Genomic DNA, 24,987 nt, shown 5'->3' on the forward strand with positions numbered 1-24,987 from the left:
ACGCAGCCCGGCCCGCCCCCCGTTCGGCGGCTCAGTGACAGTGCTGGGGGTTGTGCGCGTGCACCGGGGTGACCGCCGGCCGGGTCCACTGGGGCACGGGACGGCCGTCCCGGCGCCATCGGGTATACGTGGGCTCCTGCGGCCAGCCCTCGGGCGAGTCCTCCCACACCTCCTGCCGCCCGTAGACGGTCAGGTCGAGCAGCTTGTGCGACGCCATGATGGCCTCGACGCCGCGGCCGGTGCTCTCGTACGTCAGGAAGAACCGGTCGCCCTGGCGCAGGTAGCAGGCCAGGATGCCGCCGCCGGCGTAGGCCGGGTCGTCGACGCCGTACGTCGAGTACCAGTCGTGCGTGTAGCCCATGAACTCCTTGAACGGCGCCATCTCCGCGAACGGACCCTCGCCGAAGACGGCGAAGGACACTCCGCGCGCCTCGAGATAGGCGGCGTCGTGGAAGTCCCAGATGGATGCGGTGCAGCCTTCGCACTGAGCCTCGAACGGCAGGCCCTCGTGCCACATGTGCTTGTAGACGACGAGCTGGTCGCGCCCCTGGAAGATCTCGGCGAGCGGCGTCGGACCGCCGGCCCCGACCAGTGCGATCGGCTCGATCTCGGTCATCGGCAGGCGCCGGCGCGCCGCCGCGATCGCGTCGCCCTCGCGGGTGTGCGCCTTCTCCCGGGGCAGCAACGCCTCGCGCTCGCGCAACCAGGTCTCGCGGTCCACGACCGCCGGGGCGGGGGTGAGCGTCATGAGTGGTATCTTAAACATAGTTGACGCTCGGTTGAACAGAGTTGGGGTGCGGCCGGTGCCGATCAGGCAGAGCTACGGTGCCCTCGGCGACGCGTGCCGCGCCGCGAACGCCCTCGACCTCGTGGGCGACCGGTGGACGCTCATCGTCGTGCGTGAGCTGCTCCTCGGGCCGAAGCGCTTCGCCGACCTGCAGGAGTCGGTCCGCGGCATCACCCCGGCCGTGCTCACCGACCGCCTGCGCGCCCTGCAGCAGGCCGGGATCGTCGACCGCGTGGTGCTGCCGGACCTCGCCCGCACCCGCGCGTACGTCGTCACGGACTGGGGACTCGGCCTGGAGCCGGTCCTCGCCGCGCTGGGCCGCTGGTACTCCGCGGGCCCGTCACCCGACACCGCCGGCGGCATGACCCCCGACGCGGTCGTCGTGGCCATGCGGACCATGGCGCCGCCCTCGCCGGCCGGGGTGCCGCGGATCGTGCTGCGCCTCCACGACGCCCGCCGGGCGGACCCGCCGGTGCAGCAGTTCCACACCGTCGCCCACGACGGCACCGTGCTCGTGGCGGCGGGCTCCGTCGCGGATCCGGTGGCGACCGTGACGGTGGACTCGAGCACCTGGAGCGGGGTCGTCTTCGGCGGCCTGGGCCTCATCCCCGCCGTGAAGGTGACCGGCGACCGCGACGCCGTCGCCTCGCTGGTGAGCCTCTACGGCGCTGCGGCCTGAGCCGGCCGGATCTGCGTTTTTCGCGGACAACGATTCTGGACGCCGTCCCCTATCGTGATCACCGTGACCAGTGGGTTCGAAGTGCCTCAGCCGCCGCGGCGGCAGCGCCCATGGAAGACGATCCTGATCACGCTCGGGATCGTGCTCGTCCTGTGCTGCGGTGGGGCGATCTTCGGCGGCTACCGCCTGTTCAAGAGCGTGGAGAACGCCACCGAACCGGCCCGCACCGCGGCCGAGACCTTCGTCACGAACCTGGAGAACGGCGACGTCGACGCCGCCTACGGGCTGCTGTGCAAGCCGACGCAGGCCAAGTTCACCCTCGATGCCTTCAAGGACGGCGTGTCCAAGCAGCCGAAGATCCAGAGCCACACATTCGGCGGCGTCAACGTCATGAACTACAACGGCAAGGTCTCCGCGACCGTCGCCCTGGTGCTGACCGCCGACACCGGCTTCACCGAGCGGCACGTCTTCCCACTCGTCAAGGAAGACGACCAGTGGCGGGTGTGCGGCCAGCCCTACTGACGAAGACCCGGGCGCCCCGCCGGCCGGCATCGGCATGAGCCGGCCGGCGGGGGCGGGTATCAGCGCAGGGCCATGTACAGGCGCTGACCGGCGGGCTGATAGCCGACCCGCGTGTAGACCCGCCAGGAGTCCTCGCCGCCGGCCTCCAACCAGGCGACCTCCACCCCCGCGCCGAACAGCCGGCCGGTCAGGTCGGCGGTGAGCGCACCGGCCAGGCCGCGCCGGCGGAACGGGGCACGCACGGCGACCCCGGCGACCTCGCTCAGCCCGTCGGACGGCGGGACACCTTGAGCGCCACCCACGCAGACGTCGTCGCCGGTGACGGCCATGAGCGCCACCCCACCGGCGTCCTGCGCCCGGCGCATCCGGGCCACGTCCTCCGCAGAGGCCACGGACTCCCCGCCGAACGCGTCGTGCTGCGCGCCGATCAGCGCCGCACGCTCGCCGTCGTTGTCGGGCGCGCGCAAGGTGTACCCCTCGGGCGTGGCCGTCGCCTGCAGGGTCTCCGGCCGGCAGCACAGGTACGTGTGCCGCGCCTCCACCTCGAAACCGGCCCCGACCAGCAGCGGCTCCAGCTCCGGGGCGCACCCGATGACGTATTCCAGGCGCGGGACGCGGTCGGCGTCCCGGAACGCCGCCACGAGGTCGGCGACGTCGGCACCGGTGATGGCCGCACCGGGACGCGGCGTGGCGTAGTTGATGTTGGGATTCGCGGTGGTCGGGTCCACCCCGATCACGAACGGCCCCACGTGCACGGGTGCGGGCCGGTTGGACAGGTTTACGACAACGGACTGCTGGATGCGGGCATCCAAGGACACGGTGATACCTCGAGACATGGTGAAGTTGACGGTGGGCGATCGACGCGTGGGCCGCCCAGCGCTGTGATGGTCGGCGCGACGGGAGATCCCCGGTCGCGCGACCGACGCTCAGGCGGCCGCTTGGCCATCCCGGGTCACAGGCTTCAGTCCCTCATGCAGCATGCCGACGCCGTGCGCGTGGGCAGTGCCACACTGCCGCATCCCGGCACCACCCGTCAACCGGTTTTCCGGTGCTACCGCCTCGGGGAGATCACGCGTTCGCTGTCCTGATTGCGGCTGTACCGCACGGTCTTGCCCTGGCGGACCCGGACCAGCAGGCCGGCGCTGAACAGCACGGCCAGGTGGTGCGACACCGTCGACTTGCTCAGCCCGTGTCGCCGGCCGAGCTCGGTCGTCGACCGCGGCTCGTCCAGGTCGCGCAGGATCGCGGCCCGGCGCGCCCCGACGGGGCGACCCGCCCCCACAGCGGATACTGCACCGCCGCGTTCTCCACGTCGTCCAGTTGCGTGGCCAGCCGGGGGCACCCGAGCATCGACGGCACGACCACGGGGCCCGCGGACAGGTCGTATGCCCGCGCGTCTGAACCCGTCAGCTCGATTCGCATGCCGGTCCAGTGGATCGCCGGGTGCAGCGTGTTCAGCGTGTGCCCGAGGCCGTGCCGGGCCATCAGCCGCCCGCGCCGTTCGACGATTCTCGAACCGTTTGCCGGTCATCGCGGCCGTGTAGTGAACTCGGCCGGTCCGGTGCCGGCCACGCTACGGGGGATGGCCGGCACCTGCACCAGCGGCCGGGTCACCGGCCCTCCCATGAACTCGACGCCGTCGGCGCGGGACCCGCGGGACTCGTCACCGCGCTCGCGCTGGCCCGCCAAGGCGTCCGCGTCCTGGTGCTCGACAAGCGACGAGCCGGTTCGGCGCTGCCGCGGGCGGTGGGGATCAGCCTGCGGCAGATGGACCTGCTGCGGGCGTGGGGCCTCGAGACGGCCGTGCGGGCCGGGGACGCCGACGATGAGTCGCCCACAAGTCAGGGTCGTCCCGCCCGGCGAGGGCCGCACGGGCAACCTCGGCGCGATCGCGGTCGCTCAGCCGTTGGTCAGGTAGCGGGCCAGGCGCAGGCTCAGGGCGGCGAGGGTGAGGGTGGGGTTGGCGGCCGGGGAGGTCGGGAAGACGGAGTTGTCGCACGCGAACAGGTTTTCGTACGCGTGGAAGCGCAGGTTCGCGTCGACCACCGACGTGCCGGGTTCGCCCATGCGCAGCGTGCCGACCTCGTGCGCGACCCCGCCGAGCTTGGCGGTGGCGAGGTCCAGGGTCTCGCCCGCGAGGGGTTCGGCGCCCAGCCCGGCGAGGACCGTGCCGGCGACGTCGCGAACCTCGTCGAGCAGCGCCGCGGGCAGTGGCCAGGGCTGGACGTCCACGCGGACCGGACGGTCGGGCGGGCCGTCGAGCTGGACCAGGTTGGTCTCCACGAGCGGGGCGTTGAACAGGAACACGATCTCGCCGAGGGTGGCGTCGCCCTTCGCCTCACGGTGCCGGCGCAGGTTGTCCGGGTCGATGTAACGGCCCTGGTTGAAGTCGGCGCCGAGTTCGACGACGACGTTGTACGGGTGGTCGACCGTGCTGGTCGCGCGGTGCCGGGACCAGACCTTCGCCGAGGACTGAGTGGCCGCGGACGCCGACCCGGCCGGGAGCGAGAAGTGCGTGAACATGATCGGGTGGTCGGTGATGCCGCGGCCGATCAGCCCCGCCGGGTCCACGAGCCCTGACTGCAGCGCGATCTTCGCCGACTCGATGGTGCCGGCGGACAGCACGACGGTGTTGGCGCGGTACGAGCGCTGCCGGCGGCCGAGCAGGTCATAGCATTCGACGCCGGTGGCGCGGGCACCGTCGAACAGGACCCGCTGCACGGCGTGGTTGAGGTTGACCGTGGGCCGGCGGGCACCGGCGTCGACCGCGAGCCGGTCCTCGCTGAGCAGGTCCGCGGTGGAGAACATGCCACCGGGCACCGACAGCGGCGTGTATCCCTGATACTGCACGGCGACCGGGGCGTCCAGGTGGTCGAACTCCGGCAACAGCTCGCTCAGGCGTCGCTTGGTCTGTTCCTGGAACGGCGATCCGAGCGGCCCGTTGCGGTTGAGCGCGTCCTCGGCGAGCCGGTAGCCGGTGGTGCTGAGGTATTCCGCGACCGGCGCCGGCCAGCCGATCAGCTCCCAGGCACCCATCCGCGGGATCAGCCCGCCCCAGAACACCGAACGGCCGCCGAGGTTGAACGCCTGCGCCCCGCCGAAGAACGACCCGGGTGCGTTGACGTAGTTGGCGAAGCTGAAGTCGCCGAACAGCCCCCACACGTTCTTGTCGAACTGCCCGATCCGCAGCCGCCGCGGCAGGTTCGCCACGTGGGTGGGGAACAGCAGCGAGCCAGCCTCGACGACCAGCACGTCCGCCCCGGCGTCCGACAACTGGTCGGCGAGTAGCCCGCCACCCATGCCGGAGCCGACGACGATCACGTCGTAGACATGGTCCTCGTCGTACGCGGGCGGGAAAAGCAGTTGCTGGACCCGGCCGTTCTCGGTCAGCACCGCCGGCACGGGCGCGAACACCACGACGTCGTCGGCGAAGTCGAACCGCCCGCCCGGCATCGGCTGCACGACCAGGTCGTCGCCGGTCATCCAGATCCCGTCGAGCACGAACTTGCACACGAACGGCCCGCCCCGGTCCTCCAGCACGAACGTCCACGCGCCGTCGACGAACACCCCGGGATGATCGACGGCCCATCCGTCGTCAGCGGTGCGCAGCACCACCGACTCGTCCGGTGGATGGACCTCGGTCACGAATCGCACCTCGAACACCGCGACAGCCTCCCAGCGGAATGTTGCGCCCAGGTGTCCGGCAACCGTCCGCCGTCACGTCCAGCCGGGTCCCCGCTCGGGCTGCCGCTCCTCGACCAGGATCAGCCACCCCCGGCGCGCCCCGCGTGTGTTTCGCCGGATTGCATCAGGTTCCATCCGACATGACGAACTGCTTGGCGTGGTAGATCAGGCGGTCGTCGTCGGGGCCGGTGAGCACGTCGACAACCTCGGCGACGACCAGGGTCGAGTCGCCGACCTGGAGCCGGTGCAGCGGGACCGCCCGCAGCCCGGCCAGGGCGATCGGCAGGACAGGCTCCCCGGTCGGCAGCGTCTCCCAGCCCTGCTCTGCGGTGAAGCGGGGCCCGCCGGACCGCGCGAAGTCCTGCGCGAGCCCGGCGTGCCGGCGTCCGAGCAGGTGCACGACGAAGCTCGGCGCCGCCAGCAGCGCCCGCGCGGAGCGCGTCGCCATGACCGAGAACGACAGCGCCGGCGGGTTCACCGACACCGACGCGACGCTCGACACGGTCAGCCCGACCGGCCCCGCCGCGGTGACGACCGCGACACCCGTCGGATACCGCCGGAAGGCGTCCTTGAACCGCTCCTGCACGGCACAGACGCTAAAACCTCAACCGGACTTCATGTCAACGCCGGCCGGACCGGCGACGACCTGCACCGCGCGCTCGCCGACCGAGGAGGCCCCGAACGACTCGAGCGATTCGCCGTCACGATGACCCACCCCACCATCGACGCCGCCGCGCGCACCATCGGCATCAACCGGGCCACGCTCATCGAGCAACTGCACCGGCTTGAAACCGATCTCGGCCAGCAGCTCTACCACCGCGCGAGCTCCGCTGGCCGGCGACAACGCCCCATCGCACTCGGCACCACTCTGCTGAACCTCGTCGTTCAGCCGGACATTCAGGCGCTGCGCGAGACCCGCGCCAGACTCCCGCGAATCAGCGCCTGACCAGCGCCGTCCCGTCAACCGCGATCACCGACCGTGCTCCGCCCGGACCGGGCAGTTCGGCGCCTCAGCACCGTGAACCGATAGCGTCATGGCGACGATGCCCGATCGACGGGGGTGCGAAGTGTCGTTGCCATGCGACAGCCACGTGCACAGCGAGTGGTCCTGGGACACAGCAGTGGGCGACATGGAAGGCTCCTGCGCTCGTGCCCTGGAACTCGGGCTACCGGCGATCACTTTCACGGAGCACCTGGACCACACCGTGTGGAGGATCGCGTTAGAGGGTCCATACGTCATGGACCACCTCACCGTGATCGCCGCCCCGGACGGGCTCCTGACACCGCCCACCTTCGACCCAGTCGGCTATCTGGCCGCGATCGAGCACTGCCGCGACCGGTTCCCCCAATTGCGGATTCTCAGCGGTCTGGAGATGGGCGAACCACACCGGCATGTCGAACAATGCTCCCGGATCCTCGCCGCAGGCCGGTTCGACCGAGTGCTCGGCTCCCTGCACACCCTTCCCGATACGGGCGCGTTCGCCGAGCCGTGGGGTATTTACCCGCACCGCGACCCGCACGAGGTGATGCGTGAATATCTGGCCGGCGTAGCCATCATGATGTCGATCAGTGGGATGTTCTCCGTGCTGGCCCACATCGACTATCCGGTTCGCTCGTGGCCGCAAGAGCGGGCCGGGGTGTTCGACCCGAAGGTATTCGAGGAGGAGTTCCGCCATGCGCTGCGGGCGACCGCGCAGTCCGGCCGAGCGCTGGAGATCAACACGCGGCTGCCCCTGCACGCGGCCATCCTGTCCTGGTGGCATGAGGAAGGCGGCGACGCAGTCACCTTCGGCAGCGACGCCCACTCACCCCCGGACGTCGGCCACGGCCTCGCGGACGCGGCGCGCATGGCCGAGGCGCACGGTTTCCGCCCCGGCGCGAATCCCTACGACCTGTGGAGCCGAGTCGACTGAACCGCGCCACGCCAGCACTCCATGGGAGGTCCACAGGTGCACACCGAGGTGGTTCTAGTTCGTCACGCCTCCTCCATCCCTCCGACCGCAGAGGGCCCTGACGAGTTGACCCGCCCCCTCGCCGACAACGGCCTTCAACAGGCGCTCGAACTGGTGGAAACGCTGACCAAGCTACGACCAGTAGCTGTATGGTCCAGCCCATACCGCCGCGCGATCCAGACTGTCAAGCCCACAGCTCAGGCGCTTGGCCTTCCCGTCCGCACCCGCCTACAGCTGCGGGAGTGGGACGACGGACTTCCCTACACCGACGATTGGGAGCCGCACTACGCCCGCAGTTGGGCGGATCCGTCGCACGCGAGGCCCGAGGGTGAAAGCCTGGACCAGCTCACCGTCCGGGCCGTCGACGTGGTGCGGGCGCTCGCTCACGAAAACCACGGCCGACTCGTGCTGGCCGCCACCCACGGCACCTTCATCTCGCGAGCGTTGTCCGGATTCGGCATGCCGACGGACTGGACATTCTGGCAACGCATGCCGATGCCAGCAATCTACCGCCTCCGTTTCACCGACCCGCACACCCAACCAGCGATAACCGACGATTGCCTGTGACGGGCGGGCCCGCAGAGCCTGCTCGAACAATGCAGTCCGTCCTGAAGAGGGCTTCCCGGAACGCCTCAGCAACGCCGACGCGCCCAGACATCCCCAGCAGACGCCGCCGCGGAACCGCAGGTAAACAATCCGGTCGATGACATCTCACATGAGAATCCACACAGCCGTCGCCGGAAGGCAGACGGCGCACTCGGCCATCGTCACCAGGGTTTCGATCGCCGCGTCGACGGTCAGGCCCCGGCCGGCGATGAGAAGGTCGAGGCTCTCGAAGCTGGTCAGCACCCACAGCGCGTCGGCGGCCCGGGCGGCGGTAAGACCGTCACAATGCGACACGTCAGCTCATTCTGAACTGACCTCTGAGCAGGTCCCAAACAACTCACGCAAGTAAGCCGGCCACGAACGCGACCCGCGACCCAAGCGGGCAAGCCGCCGGCAACCACGACCCAAGCGGGCAAGCTGCCGACAACCGCGGCCCAAGCAGCAAGCAGGCCAAAACGCAGCTCACGCGGGTAAGCCGGCCGCGAACTCGTCGATGCGCCGGACCCGCTCGTCCAGCCCGCGACGGAGGCTGACCGCCCGCTGCAGGTCCAGTGGGGGCACGCGGACCGACCACCCTCGCCACGCCACAGTCTCCAGGCGACCCGCCGCCGTCAGCCCGAAGTCGGTCGTCTCCGGCTCGTCGGCGGTCGGTCCGACGCCGCCGACCCACTCCACCCTGGCGCCGAGCATCGCGCGGCCGAACCAGGTGCAGAACCAGTTCGCCGGGGCGACGGGCTCGATCAGCCCGTCCAGCAGCAGCTCACCCACCCGCCTCGAGTCACCGTCGGAGACGATCAGGTCGAGGTCCCCCGGAATGACGGGGATGCCCCTGATCGCAAGGGCGGTGCTGCCGCCCAGCCACCAGTCGACCCCGGCGGCGTTCAGCCGCTGACACACCTCGGCCAGGGCGGCCTCCCACGGGACCGGATCGAGCCCGGCGGACTGCCGCAGCATCGGCTCGGCCAGCCGTGAGAAGTTGGACCAGGCCCGGTCCAGGTGCGGGGTGTCGGCCGGGAACCGTTTGCACCAGTGCCCGTCGTGCTCGTTGAATCCGGCCTTCATCACCGCCGGCACCAGCTCCGCCGCGACGTGCACGAACTGGAACTCGCCCGGACCCCGCCGCGCCACCTCAACATCCATGCGCCGATACCACCACACGGGTATGACAAAACCGCCGGTTTCCTCCTCGTCGTCCGGCGACGGCGCCGTCCGCTGGGAAGGTCAAGGGTCGGCGGACCAGGCCGCACCCTCGTCCTCGGCGGCGGCGTCCCAGATCTCGACGCTCACCGGGATCCTGCCGACCTCGGCGACGCTGGTGACGGCGACCATGCCGTACGCCCAGCCGACAGAGTCCGCCATCGCCGCGACGATCGCGACGTTGAAGTTGGAGCTGTCGTCGCACGAAGGGTCGTGCAGCACGAACATCCGGATCGTCGGATGCACCAGCATCCAGCGGCGCACCAGCAGACTCGCCACGCGATCAGCGCTGACTCCCCGCCCAGCGGTCCCACGCCGCGAGCCAGTCCTGGTGAGCGGCGTGGGAAGCCTGCGGGCCCTGGCCGCCGCCGTGCTGGAGCCGCCGCCACGCGAGCTGCGCCGGACGGCTGGGGACGGTGTCGCTCAGCCCGGTGCCGTGCAGCAGCGTTTCGTCGATGGCCCTCTCCCTCAGCGCCCGCTCCTCCCGGAACCAGGCCGCTTCGCGGTGCAGGTTGCCCAACTGGTCCACCATGCCGCGCACCGACTCCTCGGCGGCCGCGTCCGGCTCGTCGGTCAGCTCCGTGTGACGCCGCACGGCCGCGCGCCACACCGTCCCCCAGTAGCGCGGCAGGTCAGGTGGCGCCCCACCGCCCACCAGCCACTCGGGATGCTCCGGCGCGGCGGCGAGCATCATGTCGACCAGCGCCCGGTGCGGCTCCCGCCGCAGGTGATCGGGAACCTCCCCGTCCGCCGACGCACCGCCCCGCCCCGGTGCGGCCGGCTGCTGGAGCCGGGCCAGCATCGCGACCACATCGTCCATGGTGTCCACGGCGATGACGTCCGGGTGCCAGTCCTGCGCACCGACGCTGATCTCCAGGTCGCCCAGCCGGCAGCCGGCAGCCCACCACCGCTCGCCGGCCCGGATGATCCGGCCCGCCACGGGCGCGCCGTCGACGACCACGGTGACGTCGTCCTCGGTCCACTCCAGGGTGGGAAACCTCGCCCTTGCCAGCCGCAGCCGGTGCTCCACCATCCACCCGAGCGGCCGGCCGCCGGACGGTCGTGCCGTGTCCACGACGACCCGGACGTTTCCGGCGTCGTGGACGACCTCGACGCCGAGCACCGTGCCATCGCCGGAGAGCAGCCCGCCGAACCGCGGCTCGGCGGGCCGGGTCGCCCCGGACACCGCGACAACCCCGATGCCGCTGCCCTCGATGTCCCGCCGGATACGTTCGGTCTGGGCGGCGTACATGTCGTCGGCCCGGCGAAACTGATCCGATTCCACGCGCGGCACCTCCCTGCGATGCCGAAGCCGAAGCCCCAGTCTGCCATCGCGACACCGTCCCGATGGATGGCCCGCTCGCGGCTACGCCTTGAGCGTCGCGGCTACGCCTTGAGCGCCGCGGCTGTGGCCGTGGCGAAGGCCTCGGGGTTGTCCAGCATGATGTTGTGGCCTGCGTCGGGTACGGCGACCACCCGTACGCCGGCGTCGGTCAGGACGCGCGCACCGATCGGCTCGGCGCCAGCCGGGTGGAGGTAGGTGCGCGGCATGGGCAGTTCGAGCAGCAGCTCACGCATCGTGGGGGTGGTGCCGCGGCCGAGGTGTGCTGCAGTGCGGTACAGCGCCTCCGGACCGCTGAGGCGCATTGTCGCCGCCCAGGCCGGTCCGACCCGGGTCAGCGTCTCGGCTCGGCCGTGGCCGTGCACGAACTGCTCCTCGGTGTAGCGGGCGCTGAGGCCGACGCCCGGAGGCTGCGGGTCGAGGGTGGCGTCGACAAGGACCAGTGCGGAGACAAGGTGTGGATGGCGATCGGCCAGCACGATGGCGACGGAGCCGCCCATGCTGTGCGCGATCACCTCTGCCGCGCTGACTCCGGCTGCGCTCAGCGCGGTGGCGAGGAGATCGGCGTGCTCCTCCAGCGTGTACGAGGCGTCGGCCGGCCGGTCGCTGATGCCGTGTCCGAGCAGGTCCATCAGCAGGCTGCGCCGGCCGGCGAGCGCGGGACTGGTGGCCACCGCCGCGTAATACGCCGGCGAGGAGGCGCCGAGCCCGTGCAGATAGACCCGGGTGGGTTCGGCGCCGGGAAACTCCACCCAGCGGATCGTCGTGCCATCTGGTCGCACCTGGGCGCCGCGCATCACATACCTCCTGACACTTACCTCGTATCCGAGGTAAAAGTTGCCGGGGCAAGCTAGCACGGTGCCGGAATTCGCGATGATGGGCTTCCTGGCCGACGCCCCGCTGCACGGGTCCGAGCCGCGCTAGCGCGTGGCTGCGACGGCGGGTCGGCGGCGGGCGACGAGCAGGGCGGCCACGACGCCGAGGGCGATGGTCGCCGCGGCGCAGGCCAGCAGCGTGGAGCGGGCGCCGAGCGGGCCGACGACGAAGCCGCCGAGCACGGTGCCGAGCGGCACGGCGAGGACGAGGACCGAGCCGTTGGCGGCCAGGACCTGGGGCAGTTCGGCGGGTGGCGTGGTGCGCTGGAAGAGCGCCATGGAGGTCGACATGTACGGCGCCCAGATCGCCCCGGCCACGGCGAAGCTGGCGACCGCGAGGACCGTCGGCGCGCCGAGGCCGAGCGGGAGTAGCGCGGTGCCGAAGGCGAGGACGATGCCGATCGTCGTCGGCCACAGCTTCCAGCGGCTCAGGTAGCCGGTGATGAGCCCGCCGAGCAGGGCGCCGGCGCCGAACGCCGTGTAGAAGGCGCCCAGGACCGTGGCCGATGCGTGCAGGTCGGACTCGACGTGGATGGGCATGGCGACGTAGAACGGCCCGAAGAGGAAGAAGAACGCGAAGGAGAGCACGAGCAGCCCGAGCAGGGTCCGGTCGGCGCGGATGGCGCCGAACCCGGCCCGGGCGGGCGGGCCGGACGCCTCAGCCGGCGGGCCGGTGGGGACGGCGAGCCGGTAGGTCACGGCGAGGACGGCGAAGGTGGCCGCGTCGATCGCGATGACGGTCGCGGGGTTGGTCAGGCCGATGAGGACGCCGGCGAGCGGCGGGCCGACGATGGTGGCGAAGTTGGCGATGGTGGCCAGCACGGCGTTGGCCGGAAGGTGGTGTACGGGCGGCAGCAGCTCGGCGATGAGCGTGTACCGCCCCGCCGAGCCCCACGCGGCGAGCAGCGATGAGACCGCCAGCAGCGTGACGTACAGGCCCAGGGTCAGCCCGGACAGTGCGTAGGCGACGGCGATCGCGCCGAGGGCCACGGCGCGCAGGGTCGCGTTCCAGCCGGCGAGCTGCGCGCCGGGGCGGCCGCGCAGGTACCGTCCGAAGAGGACCCCGCCGGCGGCGCTGGGCAGCGAGTACGCCGCGACGGCGACGGCAACCCAGGTGCCGCGGTGCGGGCCGGGTGCCAGTTGCAGGGCGAGCCAGGTGACGGCGACGAGGGACATGCCGTCGCCGAGGGCGGACACCACCAGGCCCGGCAGGACCCGTCCCAGCTTCGGGTGGCTGACGACGGGCCAGTAGGGCGAGGTACGCACGCCGATGCTCATCCGTCCACTGGACCGTGGTGATGCCCGGGATGGGAAGAGCGATCCGCCGTGGGCGGATTCAGCCGGCAGCGGAGCGGGCCGCGATGGCGGACTGGATGCGGCGCAGCGTGCGCAGGGCCTTCTTGGCGGCGACGTCGACCCGGCCGTCGAAGACGGTGGCGCCGCGGTCGGTGGCCATGAGCCGTTCCAGGGTCGGGGCGGCCCGCTCGTCGCCGGTGGAGCCGAGCGCGATCGCCGCCCAGTACCGCTGGTTGGCATCGGGGCTGGTGGCCGCGCGTTCGAGGCGCGGCAGGACCGAAGGGGCGAAGCGGGCGAGGTTGCTGGCCACGTAGCCGATGCGGGCGAAGCGGCGGTGCTCGAACTCGTGCCACAGCGCCTCGAGGGCCTCGGGGCCGCCGATCTCGGCGAGGGCGTCGGCGGCGTGCTGGCGGGTGTACTCCTGCGGGTCGCCGAGCAGCGGGGCGATGGCCGGCACGACCTTGGCGTCGCCGAGCCGGCCGAGGGCGCGGATCGCCTGCTCGCGGACGTTCCAGTCGGGGTCCTCGATGAGGTCCAGCAGGGCCGGGACGGCCTCGGTGAAGCCGCCGGCGGCGCAGCCCATCGCGGCCCAGGCCTGGCAGTTGTACCGGGCGTCGGTCAGCGCGGTGAGCAGCGGTCCGCGCAGTGACTCGTCGACGAAGACGTCGGCCTGGTTCAGCGCGCGGGTGTAGAGCGAGCGGTGGTGGTCCCGGTAGTCGCGCACGACGGCGCGGACCTCGTCCGCGGCGGCGACGTCGTCGGGTGCGCGGTCGAGGAGTTCGTAGAGCAGCTCCTCGCGTTCTTCGAGGGAGCCGGAGCGGAGGTCCACCGCCCAACGGTACACATGGGTCAGATCGGGCCTGCGGGGCGGACCAGGCCGGACTCGTACGCGACGACGACGGCCTGCACGCGGTCGCGGAGGCCGAGCTTGGTCAGGACGCTGGACACGTGCGTCTTGACGGTGTGCTCGGTGACGAACAGCTCCGCGGCGATCTCCGCGTTGGACAGCCCGCGGGCGACCTGCCGCAGCGTGTCGATCTCCCGTGGGGTCAGGGTGGACAACCCCGGCGAGGGTGGAGCCGCCGACCGGTGGCGCAGCACGTCGGCGATGAGCCGACGGGTGACGGCCGGGGCCAGCAGCGACTCGCCCGCGGCGACGGTCCGCACCGCGGCCACGAGTTCGGTGCGGTGCATGTCCTTGAGCAGGAAGCCGGAGGCACCCGCGCGCAGCGCGTCGTACACGTACTCGTCGAGGTCGAACGTGGTGAGGACCAGGACGCGGGCGGCGGTGGCGGCGCAGATCTCGCGGGTCGCGCCGATGCCGTCGAGGTTGGGCATCCGCACGTCCATGAGGACGACGTCGGGGCGGTGGGTGCGCGCGGCGGCGACTGCCTCGACCCCGTCGGCCGCCTCGGCGACGACGGTGATGTCCGGCTGAGAGGAAAGGATCATGCACAGGCCGTCACGGACCAGGGCCTGATCGTCGGCGACCACCACGTTGAGCACGGCGGCCAACCTACCCGGCCGGCAGCAGGGCATCGACCTCGAAGCCCTGCCCCTGCGAGGGTGGCCCGGTCCGCAGGGTGCCCCCGACGGCCGCGACCCGTTCCGCCATGCCGGACAGGCCGTGCCCGGGTCCGGCGCCGCCGCCACGGCCGTCGTCGCGGATCCGTACCCGCAGTGCCGGGCCTTCTGCTGCCAGTACTACCGCCACATGCCGCGCACCGGCGTGCTTGACGGCGTTGGTGAGCGCCTCCTGCACGACCCGGAACGCGGTCGCGCCGACGTCCGCGGGCACGGGCGGGACGCCGTCGCGGGTGAGCGTGACGTCCAGGCCGGTCCGGCGGGCCCGTTCGACCAGCGACGCGACCGCGTCCAGGCCCGGCGGCTCCGGCTGCTGGTCGCGCAGGACGCCCAGGGCGTGGCGGAGCTGGACGAGGGCCTCCCGGCCGGTGTCGGCGATCGCGTCGAACGCCGCCTCGGCCCGGTTGGCGTCGGTCCGCACGACTGAGGCGCCGCCCTCGGCCTGCACGACCATCAGCCCGACGGAGTGCGCCAGGACGTCGTGCATGTCGCGGGCGATCCTGGCCCGTTCGGCACCCGCGGCGGCGGCCTGCTCCTCGGTGAGGCGGCGGGTGCGCTCCTCCAGGTAGGCGATGCGGTCGCGGCGGGCCCGCATGCCGGTGCCGAGCGCATACGCGGCGACGAACATCATCCCGACGTAGCCGAAGGACGGCGGGCTCTCCTGCGGCACGATGAGCGACAGCCCGACGCCGGCGACGGTGCCGGCGGCCGCGAACAGCCGCCATCCCGGCGTGGCGAGCTCGGCCCAGGTGTAGGTGGCGACGAGCTGGCCGTAGGGCTGGTCGAACAGGTGGTCGGTCACCGACAGCCAGGTGGTGCCGACGCCGCACAGCAGCGCGACGAGGATCGGGGCCTGCCGGCGCCACAGCAGCGGCACGGAGGCGAGCAGCGCCAGCAGCACGTCGAGCGGGGCGCCCCACTGCACCGTCGGGTAGACGCTGGCAGCGGTGACCGCGACGGTGATCAGGATGTCCACGGCCCGGATGCGCATGGCAGTCATTCTGGCCGCCGCGGTGCCGCCGCGCCTCAGTCGCAGGAGCGGTTTCTGCTCAAGGTCGGCGGGACCCCGCCGAACTTCACGATGCGTGATTTCGCACCGCTGCGGTACCCGAGGAGCAACCGTGCCGGAACCGATCGGCCTCGTCAACGACAGCCACACTCCGGCCCTGGCCGAGGCGTCGCTGAGCCTCCTGGTGCAGGAGCGCATGATCGTGGTGCTGAACGCCAAGAACGGCACGGTCGTCTCGGTGAACGACAGGGTGCTGGAGACGACCGATCTGCCGTTGCCGGAGCTCGTCGGCAAGCGCCTGGAGGAGGTCTGGCACCTGCAGTCGCGGATCGTGGACCAGCTCATGGACAGTGCGCGGGTCGGGCAGTTCCTGGAGCAGGTGACCTCGATCGTGGACAGCGGCGGGCGGCAGCGGTGGCTGCGGCTCAACTGCGGGCCGGTGCGCGGCGCGGGCAAGGAGCCCGACGCGATCCTGCTCACCGCATACGACATCACCAACGACCGGCGGCTGCTGGCCGAGCTGCGCGGCAAGTATTCGGCGGTCGACCGGGCGCAGGCGGTCATCGAGTTCGACCTCGAGGGCAACGTGCTGACGGCCAACGACAACTTCCTGCGGACCATGGGCTACTCGCTGCGGGAGATCAAGACGCAGCACCACAGCATGTTCTGCACCCAGGACTACATCACCTCGCCGGAGTACCGGGACTTCTGGCTGCGGCTCAGCCGCGGCGAGTTCCTCAACGGCCGGTTCCACCGGATCGGCAAGTACGGCCGCGACGTGTACCTGCAGGCCAACTACAACCCGATCTTCGACCTCTCGGGCGATCCGGTGAAGGTCGTCAAGTACGCCCAGGACATCACCGACCAGGTCGCCCTGGAGCACCGGCTGAACACGAAGACCAGCGAGATGAGCGGCGCCATCGATGACCTGTCGACGTCCATCGCGCAGATCGTCGGCAACGCCGGCCAGGCCAGCGAGCTGGCCGGGGAGACGCAGTCCAACGCGCAGCGGGGCTTCGAGGAGCTCCGCAAGTCGATCGAGGCGATCGACCTGATGGAGCGCTCCTCCGACCAGATCGCGGCGATCGTGCAGGTCATCGGCGAGATCGCGTCGCAGACGAACCTGCTGGCGTTCAACGCCTCGATCGAGGCGGCCCGCGCCGGCGAGCACGGGGTCGGGTTCTCCGTCGTAGCCGGTGAGGTCCGCAAGCTCGCCGAGCGCTCCTCGGACTCCGCCCGCGAGATCAGCCGGCTCATCGTGGAGTCGGCGACCCGCATCAACCAGGGTTCGCAGGTGGCGCAGCGGGCGCAGGACGCGTTCGAGGAGATCCTGCGCAGCGTCGGCAAGACCGCTGAGTCGATCCATCACATCGTCGCCTCGACCCGCCAGCAGCAGGAGGCGTCGCGGACCGTGAACACGCTGATCGGCGACCTCATCGGCGCCGCCCCGGCTGAACAAGCATGACCGGGACCTTGTACGGGGTGTTCACCGTCGCGGACGTCCAGGTGGCGCTGCCGCTGTCGGAGCTGCGCGAGGTGATCCCGTGCCCCGCGGCGTTCGACCCGCTGCTCGCGGTCGCGCCCGGGCTGGTCGGCGCGGTCAACCTGCGCAACCAGGTGATCCCGGTGCTGGACCTGCGGCTGCTGCTGAACCGCCGCGAGGCGGCCGCCGCCGAGGTGGTCGTCGTCGTGACCTACGACGGGTCGGTGTTCGGGCTGCTCGCGCACGCGGTCCGCGGCGTGGTGCACATCGAGGACGAGGCGCACCTGGACGTCAGCGTCAACACGGAGCTGCCGCTGTTCACCCGTACCTTCGAGCGACCGGACGACAACGCGGTCGTCAGCGTGCTGGACTGCGCCGCGGTCAGGAACACCCCGGGCATGGTCCTGGCCGCGGACACCGGCGGGCCGAGCGGCGCCGTCGCGCAGGCGCAGCAGGCCGCGTCCGGGATCTCCGCCGGTGGCCGGAGCATGATGATGCTGCTGCGCTGCGGCGAGATCGGCCTGGCCGTCGACGTGTCCCACATCCACTCGGTGGTGCCGGAGCTGATCCTCAAGTCCTCGCCGCTGGACGGCCCGACGATCCACGGGGTCGTCGAGCTCGGCGACCGCTACGTGCCGACCGTGGACACCCTCGCGGTGCTGGGCCTCGGCGCGCTCACCCCGGTCGACGTGAAGCGCGGCGTGTCGCTGGCCTACGAGCGGGGCCTGCTCGTCCTCGCCGTCACCGAAGTGATCAGCATCGTCGCCGTCCCGGACGCGGACGTGCTGCCGATGCCGGAGTTCGGGCTGCCCGCCGCCCACGCCGTGGGGATCCTGCCCGGCCAGGCCGGCGGCTCCTACCTGGTGCTGGACGGCACGGCGATGCGCGCCGACGCGGCGCTGGGCACCCTCGCCGCGCTGGGCACACCCGTCGGCGGGACCCCGGCGGTGACCCAGGTCGCCGGCCGCACCGACACCGCCGACCCGCGGTTCGACGGCCGGGTCATCCAGGACAGTGTCCGCAAGTTCCTCACCTACGACGCGGGCGTCGACGTCGCGACGCCGCTGACCCAGATCACCGAGATCGTGCCGTTCCCGGCCGAGGTCATCCCGTTCGTCGGTGGCGGCCCGCTGCGCGGCGTCTTCACCCACCAGCGCGCCACCGTGCCGCTGATCAGCCTCGCCGCGCTGCTCGGCCGGCCCGCCGACGTCGACGAGACGACCGCCCGGGTGCTGCTCATCGAGGCCCGCAGCACCCGGGTCGGCTTCATCGTGCCGCACCTGCGCGCGATCGAGGAGTCGGTGTGGGAGGAGCGCCGCGCCGACGCCGACCCCGGCGCGCCGGTCACCCTCGCGGGCAGTCCCCTGGTGAAGATCGGTGACCGGATGCTCCCCCGTGTCGACCTGGAACAGGTCGTGCGGACTATGGTGACCGATCATGAGCGGACTGATCCGGCTGGAGATCGACGGGCACTCGCCCACGCCTGAGGAGCTCTACTTCCCGGCGCTGATGAACTACGGCCACCTGACCGCCATGCAGGTCCGCTCGGGCCGCGTGCAGGGCCTGAACCTGCACCTGAGCCGCCTGGCGTCGGCGTCGCTCGCCCTGTTCGACGTGCCACTGGACCCCGCGCACACCCGTTCGCTGCTGCGCCACGCCGTCCGCGACGTGCCCGACGCGGCCGTCCGGGTCAACGTCTACCAGCCCGCGCCGGACGGTCCGCTGTCGGTGCTCGTCGCGGTCCGCCCGCCGGTGTACCCGTCACCGACGCCGCTGCGGCTGATGTCGGTGCCGTACCAGCGCCCCGTCGCGCACGTGAAGCACCTCGGTGGCTTCGGGCAGATCTACTGGGGCCGCGCCGCCGTCCAGCACGGCTTCGACGACGCCCTGCTCACCGGCCCGGACGGCGAGATCATCGAGGGCGCGGTGCACAACATCGCCTTCTTCGACGGCACCCACGTGGTGTGGCCCGACGCGCCGGCCCTGCCGGGCATCACGATGCAGCTGCTCGAGCCGCTGCTGCCGTCCCGCCGGATCCCGGTCACGCTCGCCGACCTGCCCACGTTCCGGGCCGCGTTCGTCACCAACTCGATCGGCGTCGTCGCGGTCACCGCCGTCGACGAGCACCCGTTCGACGTCGATCCCGCGCTCATGGCCACCGTCACCGGCGCCCTGTCCTCGGTCCCGTGGGACGAGCTGTGAGCGCGCCTCACTCCTGAGAGGGAGGACCAAGACCGCTCCCGGCGGCGAAGCGGCAGCGGTGCCGCAGCGACGAGCATCGACGCCATGTTCCGGATACTGACAGCGCTGGCGTTGCGCCGGCCCGTGATGGTCATCGTGTTCTGGGTCGCGGTCGTCGCCGTGGGGTTCGGCGTCGGCGGCGGGGTGTTCATGAAGCTCACCGCGCAGGTCGCCACCGTGCCCGGCTCGGAGACCGAGCGGGCCCTGGACCTGCGCGACGCCGCCGCCGGGCCGCGGCCGTCGCAGCTGACCGTGGTCGCCACCGGCGGCGTCGCGCTCGCCGACGTGCGGGGCATGCCCGGCGTCGTCGAGGTCGGCGAGCCGCTGCCGTCCGACGACGGCAAGGCGGTGCTGTTGCAGGTGACGGTCTCGCCGGACAGTGCCGCGGACGACGTCGCCGCGCGCTTGCGGGCCGTGGACCCGGCCCGGGTGACCGTCACCGGTGGTCCGCTCACCGACAGCGAGTTCGCCGTGCAGGCGCAGTCCGACGTGCAGCGGGCCGAGCTGTTCACCCTCCCCGCTGTGCTGATCCTGCTCGTGATCGTGTTCGGCGGCCTGCTCGCCGGCGCGATGCCGCTGCTCGTCGCGGTCGCCGGGATCGGCGGCACGTTCGGCTTGCTCTACGCGCTCAGCTTCGGCACCGACATCTCCGTGTACGCGATCCAGGTCGCCACCATGCTCAGCGTCGGCCTCGCCGTCGACTACGGGCTGCTGCTCATCAGCCGGTTCCGGACCGCACTCGTGGACAGTGCCGGGGACGTTGCCGCCGCGCTCGCCACGGCCGTCGACAAGGCGGGCCGCACGATCGCGGTCACCGGCCTCACGGTCGCCGCGAGCCTGCTGGGCCTGGCCGTGTTCCCCGACGCGTTCCTGCGTTCCATGGGCCTCGCGGGTACCGGTGTCGTGCTGGTCAACATGTTCGCGGTGCTCACGTTGCTGCCCGCCGTCCTCAAACTGACCGGGCGCCGGATCCGGCCCGCGCCCGTGCGGACCGGCGACGGGGTCTTCGGCCGGCTCGCCGTCGCGGTGCAGCGCCGCCCGGTGCTCACCACCGTGCTCACCGCCGCCGGACTGCTCGCCCTCGCCGTCCCGGCCCTGCACCTGCGCCTCGGCAACAGCGACGCCCGGGCCCTGCCGTCCTCGACGCAGACCCGCCAGCAATACGACCAGCTGGTCGCGCACTACCCGGCGTTCGTCGGGCCCGACGACATCCTCGCCGTCGTGCGCTCCCCCGCCGACGCCGCCGCCACCCAGCAGTTCGCCGAGCGCGTGCGCGGCGTCGCCGGGGTGACCGCCGTGCGGGTCGAGCCCGTGTCGGCGGCGGTGTCCGTGGTGCGGGCAACGCCCGCGCATCGCCCCGAAACCGCGCAGGGCCGCGCGACGGTCATCGCGGTGCGCGACGTGGCGGCGCCCTTCGAGGTCCTGGTCACTGGTGACGCCGCACGGCTGGTCGACTACCGGTCCATGCTCGCCCGGTACGGCCCGATCGCCGCGCTCATCGTCGTCGCCGCGACGATCGTCCTGCTCGCCGCGTTCACCCGCTCGCTGCTGCTGCCGCTGAAGGCGGTCCTCACCAGCGTCCTGAGCATCGGCGCCGCGCTGGGCGTGGTCACCCTCGTCTTCCAGGACCGTGGCGACCTCGGCATGATCGACCTGACCGTGCCGGTCCTCGTCGCGGCGATCGCGTTCGGGCTGTCGGTGGACTACGAGGTGTTCCTGCTCGCCCGCATCCGCGAACACCGCCTCACCGGCGCCGACTCGCGCAGTTCGGTGGCCGTCGGGCTGCAGCAGACCGGCCGGATCGTCACGTCGGCGGCGCTGCTGCTCGTGGTGGTGTTCGCCGGGTTCCTGCTGGGCGGGTTCGCGCCGATCCGGGAGATCGGGCTGGGCCTGGTGGTGGCGATCGTTCTCGACGCGACCGTGGTCCGCATGCTCCTCGTCCCGGCGACGATGACCCTGCTCGGCCGCGCCGCCTGGTGGCCCGGCCGCGTCCCGCCGGCTTCCGCGCCCGCCGCTCCCCCTCTGGTTTCCGTGATCCGGTAGACCTCGTGCACCCCAGGGTGCTCAGAGTCTTCCGGATCACGGGAAACGTGGATGGGCCCGCCCGGCGCTCCCGAGCCGGGCGGGCCCCGTCGTGGGCCGGTCGGTGACCGGTCCGAGCGCATACGGAGCCTGCCCGGGCCGGTGGCGGCCGGCCCGGGCAAGCCGGCTGAGAGCGCTCTCACAGAGTTGTACGTCGATATCTCGCAACTGTCAAACGTTGTCAACGAAAACGGCACACGCCGCCGGCCGTTTCCGGTCGGCGGCGTGCCTGCCGAGCACCTACGGGAAGCTGACCAGATACACCGGCACCGTGCTGGTGCCCTGCGCCGGGCCGCCCGTCGTGTTGATGACGTGCGCGATCGTGCCCTTGCCGCCGAGCGAGACGGTGAGCAGGTCGTGGAACTTCACGCCGGCCGTCACCGGCGTCTCGAAGCCGTGCTCGGCGACGATCGACGGGTCGGCGGTGAAGTTGCAGTAGCTGCCCATCCCCCACGCCTCGTGCGTCGTGACGGTGTCGGCCACCTTGTACGCCGCGTACCCGCGCGCTCCGGTGCGCCAGGCGGACTGGCTCGGCGGGTCGTAGGGCATCTCGTTCTGGAAGAAGATGGTCCGGCCGCCCTGACCGTTCCAGATCACCTCGTCCTTCTGGTAGTGCTCGACGAACAACCCGTACGCCGAGACGTTGTTGCCGTTGACGATCAGTCCGGTGTCGGCGGTGTTGACGGTCCAGCCGACGCCGGCGCCGTGGTCGGCGCGCCACGCCCAGATGTGGTCGATGATCGTGTTGTTGGAGTTGACGACCAGGCTGTTGGTCGCCTTGCCGGGCCCGGCGCCACCGATGCGGAAGAACACGTCCTGCACCGTGGTCGGGTTCGCCGCGTGACCCGCCGTCGAGCCGGCCGCACCGATCGTGAGCAGCGTGTCCGAGTTGACCGTGCCCGCATCGAAGAGCAGGCCCGCGACCTTCACACCGTCGACGTCGGCGACGGTCATCGCGTTGACCCCGTTGTCCGGGATCAGCGTCGGGTACCCCTCACCCAGGATCACGGTGTTCGGGTTGGTGACATTCAGCGTCTGGTTGAGGTGGTAGACGCCGGGGGCGAAGAACAGGTGCTTGCCGCAGGCGAGGGCCTGGTTGATCGTGGCGGCGCCGGTGCCCGGCGTCACGACGAAGAAGTCCGACAGCGGGATCGACGAGCCCGGGGTGGAACCGCCGGACCAGGTGGTGCCGACCGCGTTCGTGCGCAGATTCGGGACGAACACCCGGTATGTGCTGCCGTCCAGGTACAGGTACGGCTTGTCCCGGATGACCGGGGTGGATCCGACCACGGTGTACGGCGGGCTGGGGAAGCTGTTGGCCGGTGCGCCCTGCACGCCGGAGAACACCATGTTCCACACGCCGTTGACCCAGCTGCCGATCGAGCTGTCCCGGGTGTACCACTGCTGCTGCGAGTACGGGCCGACGCTGCCGTCGATCTTGCTGTCGGCGATGTAGCCGCCGCTGGCCCAGCCGTAGCCGTTCGGGGCGAGGTTGAGCTTGCCCCGGATGTGCACCCGCCGCATCGGCGCGGCCTGCGCGACGGCCCAGCGGTCGCCGTTGTTGGCGACGCTCGGCACGATCGACAGGTTCTCGATCGACCGCCAGAAGTTCTGCGTCGCGTTGCCGCCGAACCAACCCGCGTCCACGGTGACGTCACCGTTGATGACGACGTCGTCGGGGTTGCGGCCGAGGCCGATGACGGAGGTGTAGAACCCCGTGTTGACGTTGATGCCGCTGTACGTGCCGGGCTTGAACGCCAGCACGTAGCGCTGCGTCCCGAACTGGTTCGCCTCCTGCTGCGCGAAGACCGTGTTCACCTGGCTCTGGATGCTGGCCGCCGACATGGACGGGTCGAACACGATGAACGTGGGCGGCAGCGCGCCGGACGCCGGCGGGTTGGTGCAGACCGGCGGCTCGGTCGTCGTGCCGCTGTAGACCGCGAGCTCCTTGATGGAGTACCCATAGCCGGTGGCCCGCTGGGTGCCGTAGACGCGCAGGTAGCGGCCGGTGCCGCTGACGTTGAGCGTCTGGGTGCCGCCGGTGCTCGTGGTGGTGGAGTAGATCGACGTCCAGCTGCCGGCCGCGCCGGTCGGCGAGACCTCGACGCTGAACGCCTTGGCGTAGGAGTTCTGCCAGGTGATGACGACCTGGCAGACGTCGGTGGCGGCGCCGAGGTCGACCTGCAGCCACTGGGGGTCGCTGAAGGCGCTGGACCAGCGGGTGTTGACGTTGCCGTCGACCGCCTTGTTGGGGGTGAGGCTGCCGTTCTCGTTGGAGGAGGACGTGGCCGGCTTGTTGAGCGCGAGGTTGGTGGTGCCGCAGGCGGCCTGCGCGGCGCCGGCGGTGGCACCGAGGACGGCGACGGTGCCGCCGAGCAGCAGGACGGCGCTGAGCAGGGCCCTGGTGACGGCCTTCGGCACGCTGGGCGGCTGGGGGGCATGGGGCATTGGAGCATCTCCCTCATTGGCGGGGTCGGGACATGTGCCTCGGACGGTAGTGACCGGGCTCTCCAGACGGCAATCGTTTGCCATCCATTTGCCATGTTCGATCTTGCCGACCCGATTTGACGGAATCGGGTCGGCCGATCGCCCGAGGGGCGTCCGCCGGTTCAGTCGGAAAGCTGACGAACCCTGGCGCCATCTGGGGACCCGGGTGTCGCCGAACTCCCGGGATGCCTAGGCTCACCAGCGAATATTTCTCCGGGGAGGAAAGACAGATGGCCGTTCACGTCGACCTGCAGGCACCGCCCGAGGTGCTCCGCCAACGCCTCTACGACGGTCACCTCCTGGTGATGACGAAACTGCCCTCGGTCGCGAAGTTCGTCGACCACGCCCGGCAGCAGCTGACCGAGCTGTTCGCACCGCACGACCCCGAGCACGCCCACGAGCACTACGAGCCGGCCGCGATGGCCGCGCTGCTCGGCCCGTGGAAGCCGCGGTTCATCCACGACGAGCGGTCCAAGAAGCTCGTCCGCAACATCATCGAAGAGGCCGGGTTCACCGCCGAGGAGACCCACTTCGACGTGCCGAAGCCCCGCACCTCGTTCCCCGTCGGGCACCTCACGACCGGGGTGGCCTTCGCGTTCCCGTGGCACCGCGACGTGTGGTACTCCGCGCCGAACCAGCAGCTCAACTGGTGGCTGCCGATCTTCCCGGCCCGCGACGACAACGCGATGTCCTTCGACCTGGACCGCTTCAACCGGCCCGTCGACAACAACTCCGGCGACTTCGACTACTACCGCAACAACGTCGGCCGGCTCACCACCGCCGCGTCGGTCAAGCAGGAGGCGCAGGTCCGCCCCGGCGCGACCGACCACAACCCGCCCAACGAGCTGGTGGTGCTCCCCGCACCCGGCCAGGTCCTGCTGTTCTCCGGCGCCCAGCTGCACCGGTCCACGCCGAACACCTCGGGCCTGGCCCGCTACAGCGTCGACTTCCGCACCGTGCACGTCCCCGACGTCGTGGCCGGACGCGGCGCGCCGCTGGCCGACACGTACTGCTCGGGCACCGCGATCCGCGACTTCGTCAACGTCGCCGACGAGTCCCGCTTCGACGAGACCACGGTCCGCTCCATCTACGGCGAACCTCCGGCGGACGCGATGCTCGTCTTCGAGGCCCCGAAGGGCTGACCACGACTGGCGTCCGGAC

General features: G+C 71.4%; 26 protein-coding genes and 1 pseudogene. 11 read left to right on the forward strand and 16 right to left on the reverse strand.

Translation table 11 applies throughout. The features are described 5' to 3' along the window. Positions 1 to 31 precede the first annotated feature (31 nt). On the reverse strand, positions 32 to 748 hold the full coding sequence (locus ACFPIJ_RS35380; RefSeq protein WP_380121817.1) for a DUF899 family protein: 717 nt from the start codon (positions 746 to 748) through the stop codon (positions 32 to 34). Positions 749 to 803: 55 nt separating this feature from the next. Here ACFPIJ_RS35380 and ACFPIJ_RS35385 point away from each other — a divergent pair, with 55 nt between their 5' ends. Beyond that, positions 804 to 1,466, forward strand: coding sequence for a winged helix-turn-helix transcriptional regulator (locus ACFPIJ_RS35385; protein ID WP_380121819.1), 663 nt, complete (start codon positions 804 to 806; stop codon positions 1,464 to 1,466). A 63-nt stretch (positions 1,467 to 1,529) separates the two neighbouring features. Continuing rightward, entirely contained in the window at positions 1,530 to 1,988 is a 459-nt protein-coding gene (locus ACFPIJ_RS35390) for an Rv0361 family membrane protein (protein ID WP_380121821.1), read from the forward strand. Between the two features lie 59 nt (positions 1,989 to 2,047). On the opposite strand, the gene ACFPIJ_RS35395 is transcribed toward ACFPIJ_RS35390, so the two are convergent. Continuing rightward, complete coding sequence (locus ACFPIJ_RS35395) at positions 2,048 to 2,806, reverse strand: GNAT family N-acetyltransferase (RefSeq protein ID WP_380121823.1); 759 nt, start codon at positions 2,804 to 2,806, stop codon at positions 2,048 to 2,050. A 233-nt stretch (positions 2,807 to 3,039) separates the two neighbouring features. Next, positions 3,040 to 3,270 carry an ArsR/SmtB family transcription factor gene (locus ACFPIJ_RS35400; protein WP_380121825.1) on the reverse strand — a complete coding sequence of 77 codons (231 nt, stop codon included), beginning with the start codon at positions 3,268 to 3,270 and terminating at the stop codon, positions 3,040 to 3,042. A 191-nt stretch (positions 3,271 to 3,461) separates the two neighbouring features. On the opposite strand from ACFPIJ_RS35400, the pseudogene ACFPIJ_RS35405 reads away from it, so the two are divergent. Next, positions 3,462 to 3,797: pseudogene (locus tag ACFPIJ_RS35405) on the forward strand (FAD-dependent monooxygenase); the annotation flags it as partial. A gap of 90 nt (positions 3,798 to 3,887) precedes the next feature. Here ACFPIJ_RS35405 and ACFPIJ_RS35410 read toward each other — a convergent pair. From ACFPIJ_RS35410 to ACFPIJ_RS35420, 3 genes are all read right to left on the reverse strand, one after another. Continuing rightward, on the reverse strand, positions 3,888 to 5,633 hold the full coding sequence (locus ACFPIJ_RS35410) for a GMC oxidoreductase (RefSeq protein ID WP_380121827.1): 1,746 nt from the start codon (positions 5,631 to 5,633) through the stop codon (positions 3,888 to 3,890). A 163-nt stretch (positions 5,634 to 5,796) separates the two neighbouring features. After that, on the reverse strand, positions 5,797 to 6,258 hold the full coding sequence (locus ACFPIJ_RS35415; protein WP_380121829.1) for a flavin reductase family protein: 462 nt from the start codon (positions 6,256 to 6,258) through the stop codon (positions 5,797 to 5,799). An 18-nt stretch (positions 6,259 to 6,276) separates the two neighbouring features. Next, positions 6,277 to 6,489, reverse strand: coding sequence for a hypothetical protein (locus ACFPIJ_RS35420; RefSeq protein WP_380122097.1), 213 nt, complete (start codon positions 6,487 to 6,489; stop codon positions 6,277 to 6,279). Between ACFPIJ_RS35420 and ACFPIJ_RS35425 the strand changes: the two genes are divergently transcribed. From ACFPIJ_RS35425 to ACFPIJ_RS35435, 3 genes are all read left to right on the forward strand, one after another. Then, positions 6,415 to 6,618 carry a hypothetical protein gene (locus tag ACFPIJ_RS35425; RefSeq protein WP_380122085.1) on the forward strand — a complete coding sequence of 68 codons (204 nt, stop codon included), beginning with the start codon at positions 6,415 to 6,417 and terminating at the stop codon, positions 6,616 to 6,618. The two genes, ACFPIJ_RS35420 and ACFPIJ_RS35425, sit on opposite strands and share 75 nt — an antisense overlap. Before the next feature lie 97 nt (positions 6,619 to 6,715). Beyond that, a complete protein-coding gene (locus ACFPIJ_RS35430) occupies positions 6,716 to 7,585 on the forward strand; it encodes a PHP domain-containing protein (RefSeq protein WP_380122087.1) in 870 nt (289 codons plus the stop codon). Positions 7,586 to 7,621: 36 nt separating this feature from the next. After that, positions 7,622 to 8,191 carry a histidine phosphatase family protein gene (locus ACFPIJ_RS35435; protein WP_380121830.1) on the forward strand — a complete coding sequence of 190 codons (570 nt, stop codon included), beginning with the start codon at positions 7,622 to 7,624 and terminating at the stop codon, positions 8,189 to 8,191. A gap of 144 nt (positions 8,192 to 8,335) precedes the next feature. On the opposite strand, the gene ACFPIJ_RS35440 is transcribed toward ACFPIJ_RS35435, so the two are convergent. The 9 genes from ACFPIJ_RS35440 to ACFPIJ_RS35480 all read right to left on the reverse strand — a co-directional run bounded on the left by ACFPIJ_RS35440 (position 8,336) and on the right by ACFPIJ_RS35480 (position 15,515). Beyond that, a complete protein-coding gene (locus tag ACFPIJ_RS35440) occupies positions 8,336 to 8,524 on the reverse strand; it encodes a hypothetical protein (RefSeq protein ID WP_380121832.1) in 189 nt (62 codons plus the stop codon). Positions 8,525 to 8,692: 168 nt separating this feature from the next. After that, positions 8,693 to 9,370, reverse strand: coding sequence for a nucleotidyltransferase family protein (locus ACFPIJ_RS35445; protein ID WP_380121834.1), 678 nt, complete (start codon positions 9,368 to 9,370; stop codon positions 8,693 to 8,695). Between the two features lie 81 nt (positions 9,371 to 9,451). Then, positions 9,452 to 9,706, reverse strand: coding sequence for a hypothetical protein (locus ACFPIJ_RS35450; protein ID WP_380121836.1), 255 nt, complete (start codon positions 9,704 to 9,706; stop codon positions 9,452 to 9,454). A 4-nt stretch (positions 9,707 to 9,710) separates the two neighbouring features. Beyond that, positions 9,711 to 10,712: a hypothetical protein gene (locus tag ACFPIJ_RS35455; protein WP_380121837.1), complete on the reverse strand. Its 1,002-nt coding sequence runs from the start codon at positions 10,710 to 10,712 to the stop codon at positions 9,711 to 9,713. 101 nt (positions 10,713 to 10,813) lie between these two features. After that, a complete protein-coding gene (locus tag ACFPIJ_RS35460) occupies positions 10,814 to 11,521 on the reverse strand; it encodes an alpha/beta fold hydrolase (protein ID WP_380121839.1) in 708 nt (235 codons plus the stop codon). 168 nt (positions 11,522 to 11,689) lie between these two features. Beyond that, positions 11,690 to 12,922, reverse strand: coding sequence for an MFS transporter (locus ACFPIJ_RS35465; RefSeq protein ID WP_380121841.1), 1,233 nt, complete (start codon positions 12,920 to 12,922; stop codon positions 11,690 to 11,692). 58 nt (positions 12,923 to 12,980) lie between these two features. After that, positions 12,981 to 13,769 carry a HEAT repeat domain-containing protein gene (locus ACFPIJ_RS35470; protein ID WP_380121843.1) on the reverse strand — a complete coding sequence of 263 codons (789 nt, stop codon included), beginning with the start codon at positions 13,767 to 13,769 and terminating at the stop codon, positions 12,981 to 12,983. Positions 13,770 to 13,789: 20 nt separating this feature from the next. After that, positions 13,790 to 14,446 carry a response regulator gene (locus ACFPIJ_RS35475; RefSeq protein WP_380121845.1) on the reverse strand — a complete coding sequence of 219 codons (657 nt, stop codon included), beginning with the start codon at positions 14,444 to 14,446 and terminating at the stop codon, positions 13,790 to 13,792. Between the two features lie 10 nt (positions 14,447 to 14,456). Further along, positions 14,457 to 15,515 carry a sensor histidine kinase gene (locus ACFPIJ_RS35480; protein WP_380121847.1) on the reverse strand — a complete coding sequence of 353 codons (1,059 nt, stop codon included), beginning with the start codon at positions 15,513 to 15,515 and terminating at the stop codon, positions 14,457 to 14,459. Between the two features lie 130 nt (positions 15,516 to 15,645). Between ACFPIJ_RS35480 and ACFPIJ_RS35485 the strand changes: the two genes are divergently transcribed. The 4 genes from ACFPIJ_RS35485 to ACFPIJ_RS35500 all read left to right on the forward strand — a co-directional run bounded on the left by ACFPIJ_RS35485 (position 15,646) and on the right by ACFPIJ_RS35500 (position 21,300). Next, positions 15,646 to 16,998 carry a methyl-accepting chemotaxis protein gene (locus ACFPIJ_RS35485; RefSeq protein ID WP_380121849.1) on the forward strand — a complete coding sequence of 451 codons (1,353 nt, stop codon included), beginning with the start codon at positions 15,646 to 15,648 and terminating at the stop codon, positions 16,996 to 16,998. Further along, positions 16,995 to 18,503: a chemotaxis protein CheW gene (locus tag ACFPIJ_RS35490; RefSeq protein WP_380121851.1), complete on the forward strand. Its 1,509-nt coding sequence runs from the start codon at positions 16,995 to 16,997 to the stop codon at positions 18,501 to 18,503. The genes ACFPIJ_RS35485 and ACFPIJ_RS35490 overlap by 4 nt, the downstream gene beginning before the upstream one ends. Then, complete coding sequence (locus ACFPIJ_RS35495; RefSeq protein WP_380121853.1) at positions 18,454 to 19,218, forward strand: aminotransferase class IV; 765 nt, start codon at positions 18,454 to 18,456, stop codon at positions 19,216 to 19,218. Before ACFPIJ_RS35490 ends, ACFPIJ_RS35495 begins: the two co-directional genes overlap by 50 nt. A gap of 84 nt (positions 19,219 to 19,302) precedes the next feature. Then, entirely contained in the window at positions 19,303 to 21,300 is a 1,998-nt protein-coding gene (locus tag ACFPIJ_RS35500; protein ID WP_380121855.1) for an MMPL family transporter, read from the forward strand. A gap of 279 nt (positions 21,301 to 21,579) precedes the next feature. On the opposite strand, the gene ACFPIJ_RS35505 is transcribed toward ACFPIJ_RS35500, so the two are convergent. Next, on the reverse strand, positions 21,580 to 23,787 hold the full coding sequence (locus ACFPIJ_RS35505; RefSeq protein WP_380121857.1) for a discoidin domain-containing protein: 2,208 nt from the start codon (positions 23,785 to 23,787) through the stop codon (positions 21,580 to 21,582). A 269-nt stretch (positions 23,788 to 24,056) separates the two neighbouring features. On the opposite strand from ACFPIJ_RS35505, the gene ACFPIJ_RS35510 reads away from it, so the two are divergent. After that, the gene (locus tag ACFPIJ_RS35510) at positions 24,057 to 24,968 is read left to right on the forward strand and encodes a phytanoyl-CoA dioxygenase family protein (protein WP_380121859.1); all 912 of its coding nucleotides are present in this window, start codon (positions 24,057 to 24,059) and stop codon (positions 24,966 to 24,968) included. Positions 24,969 to 24,987: the final 19 nt, after the last annotated feature.

It is taken from the genome of Dactylosporangium cerinum (assembly GCF_042653625.1).
GTDB lineage: Bacteria > Actinomycetota > Actinomycetes > Mycobacteriales > Micromonosporaceae > Dactylosporangium > Dactylosporangium cerinum.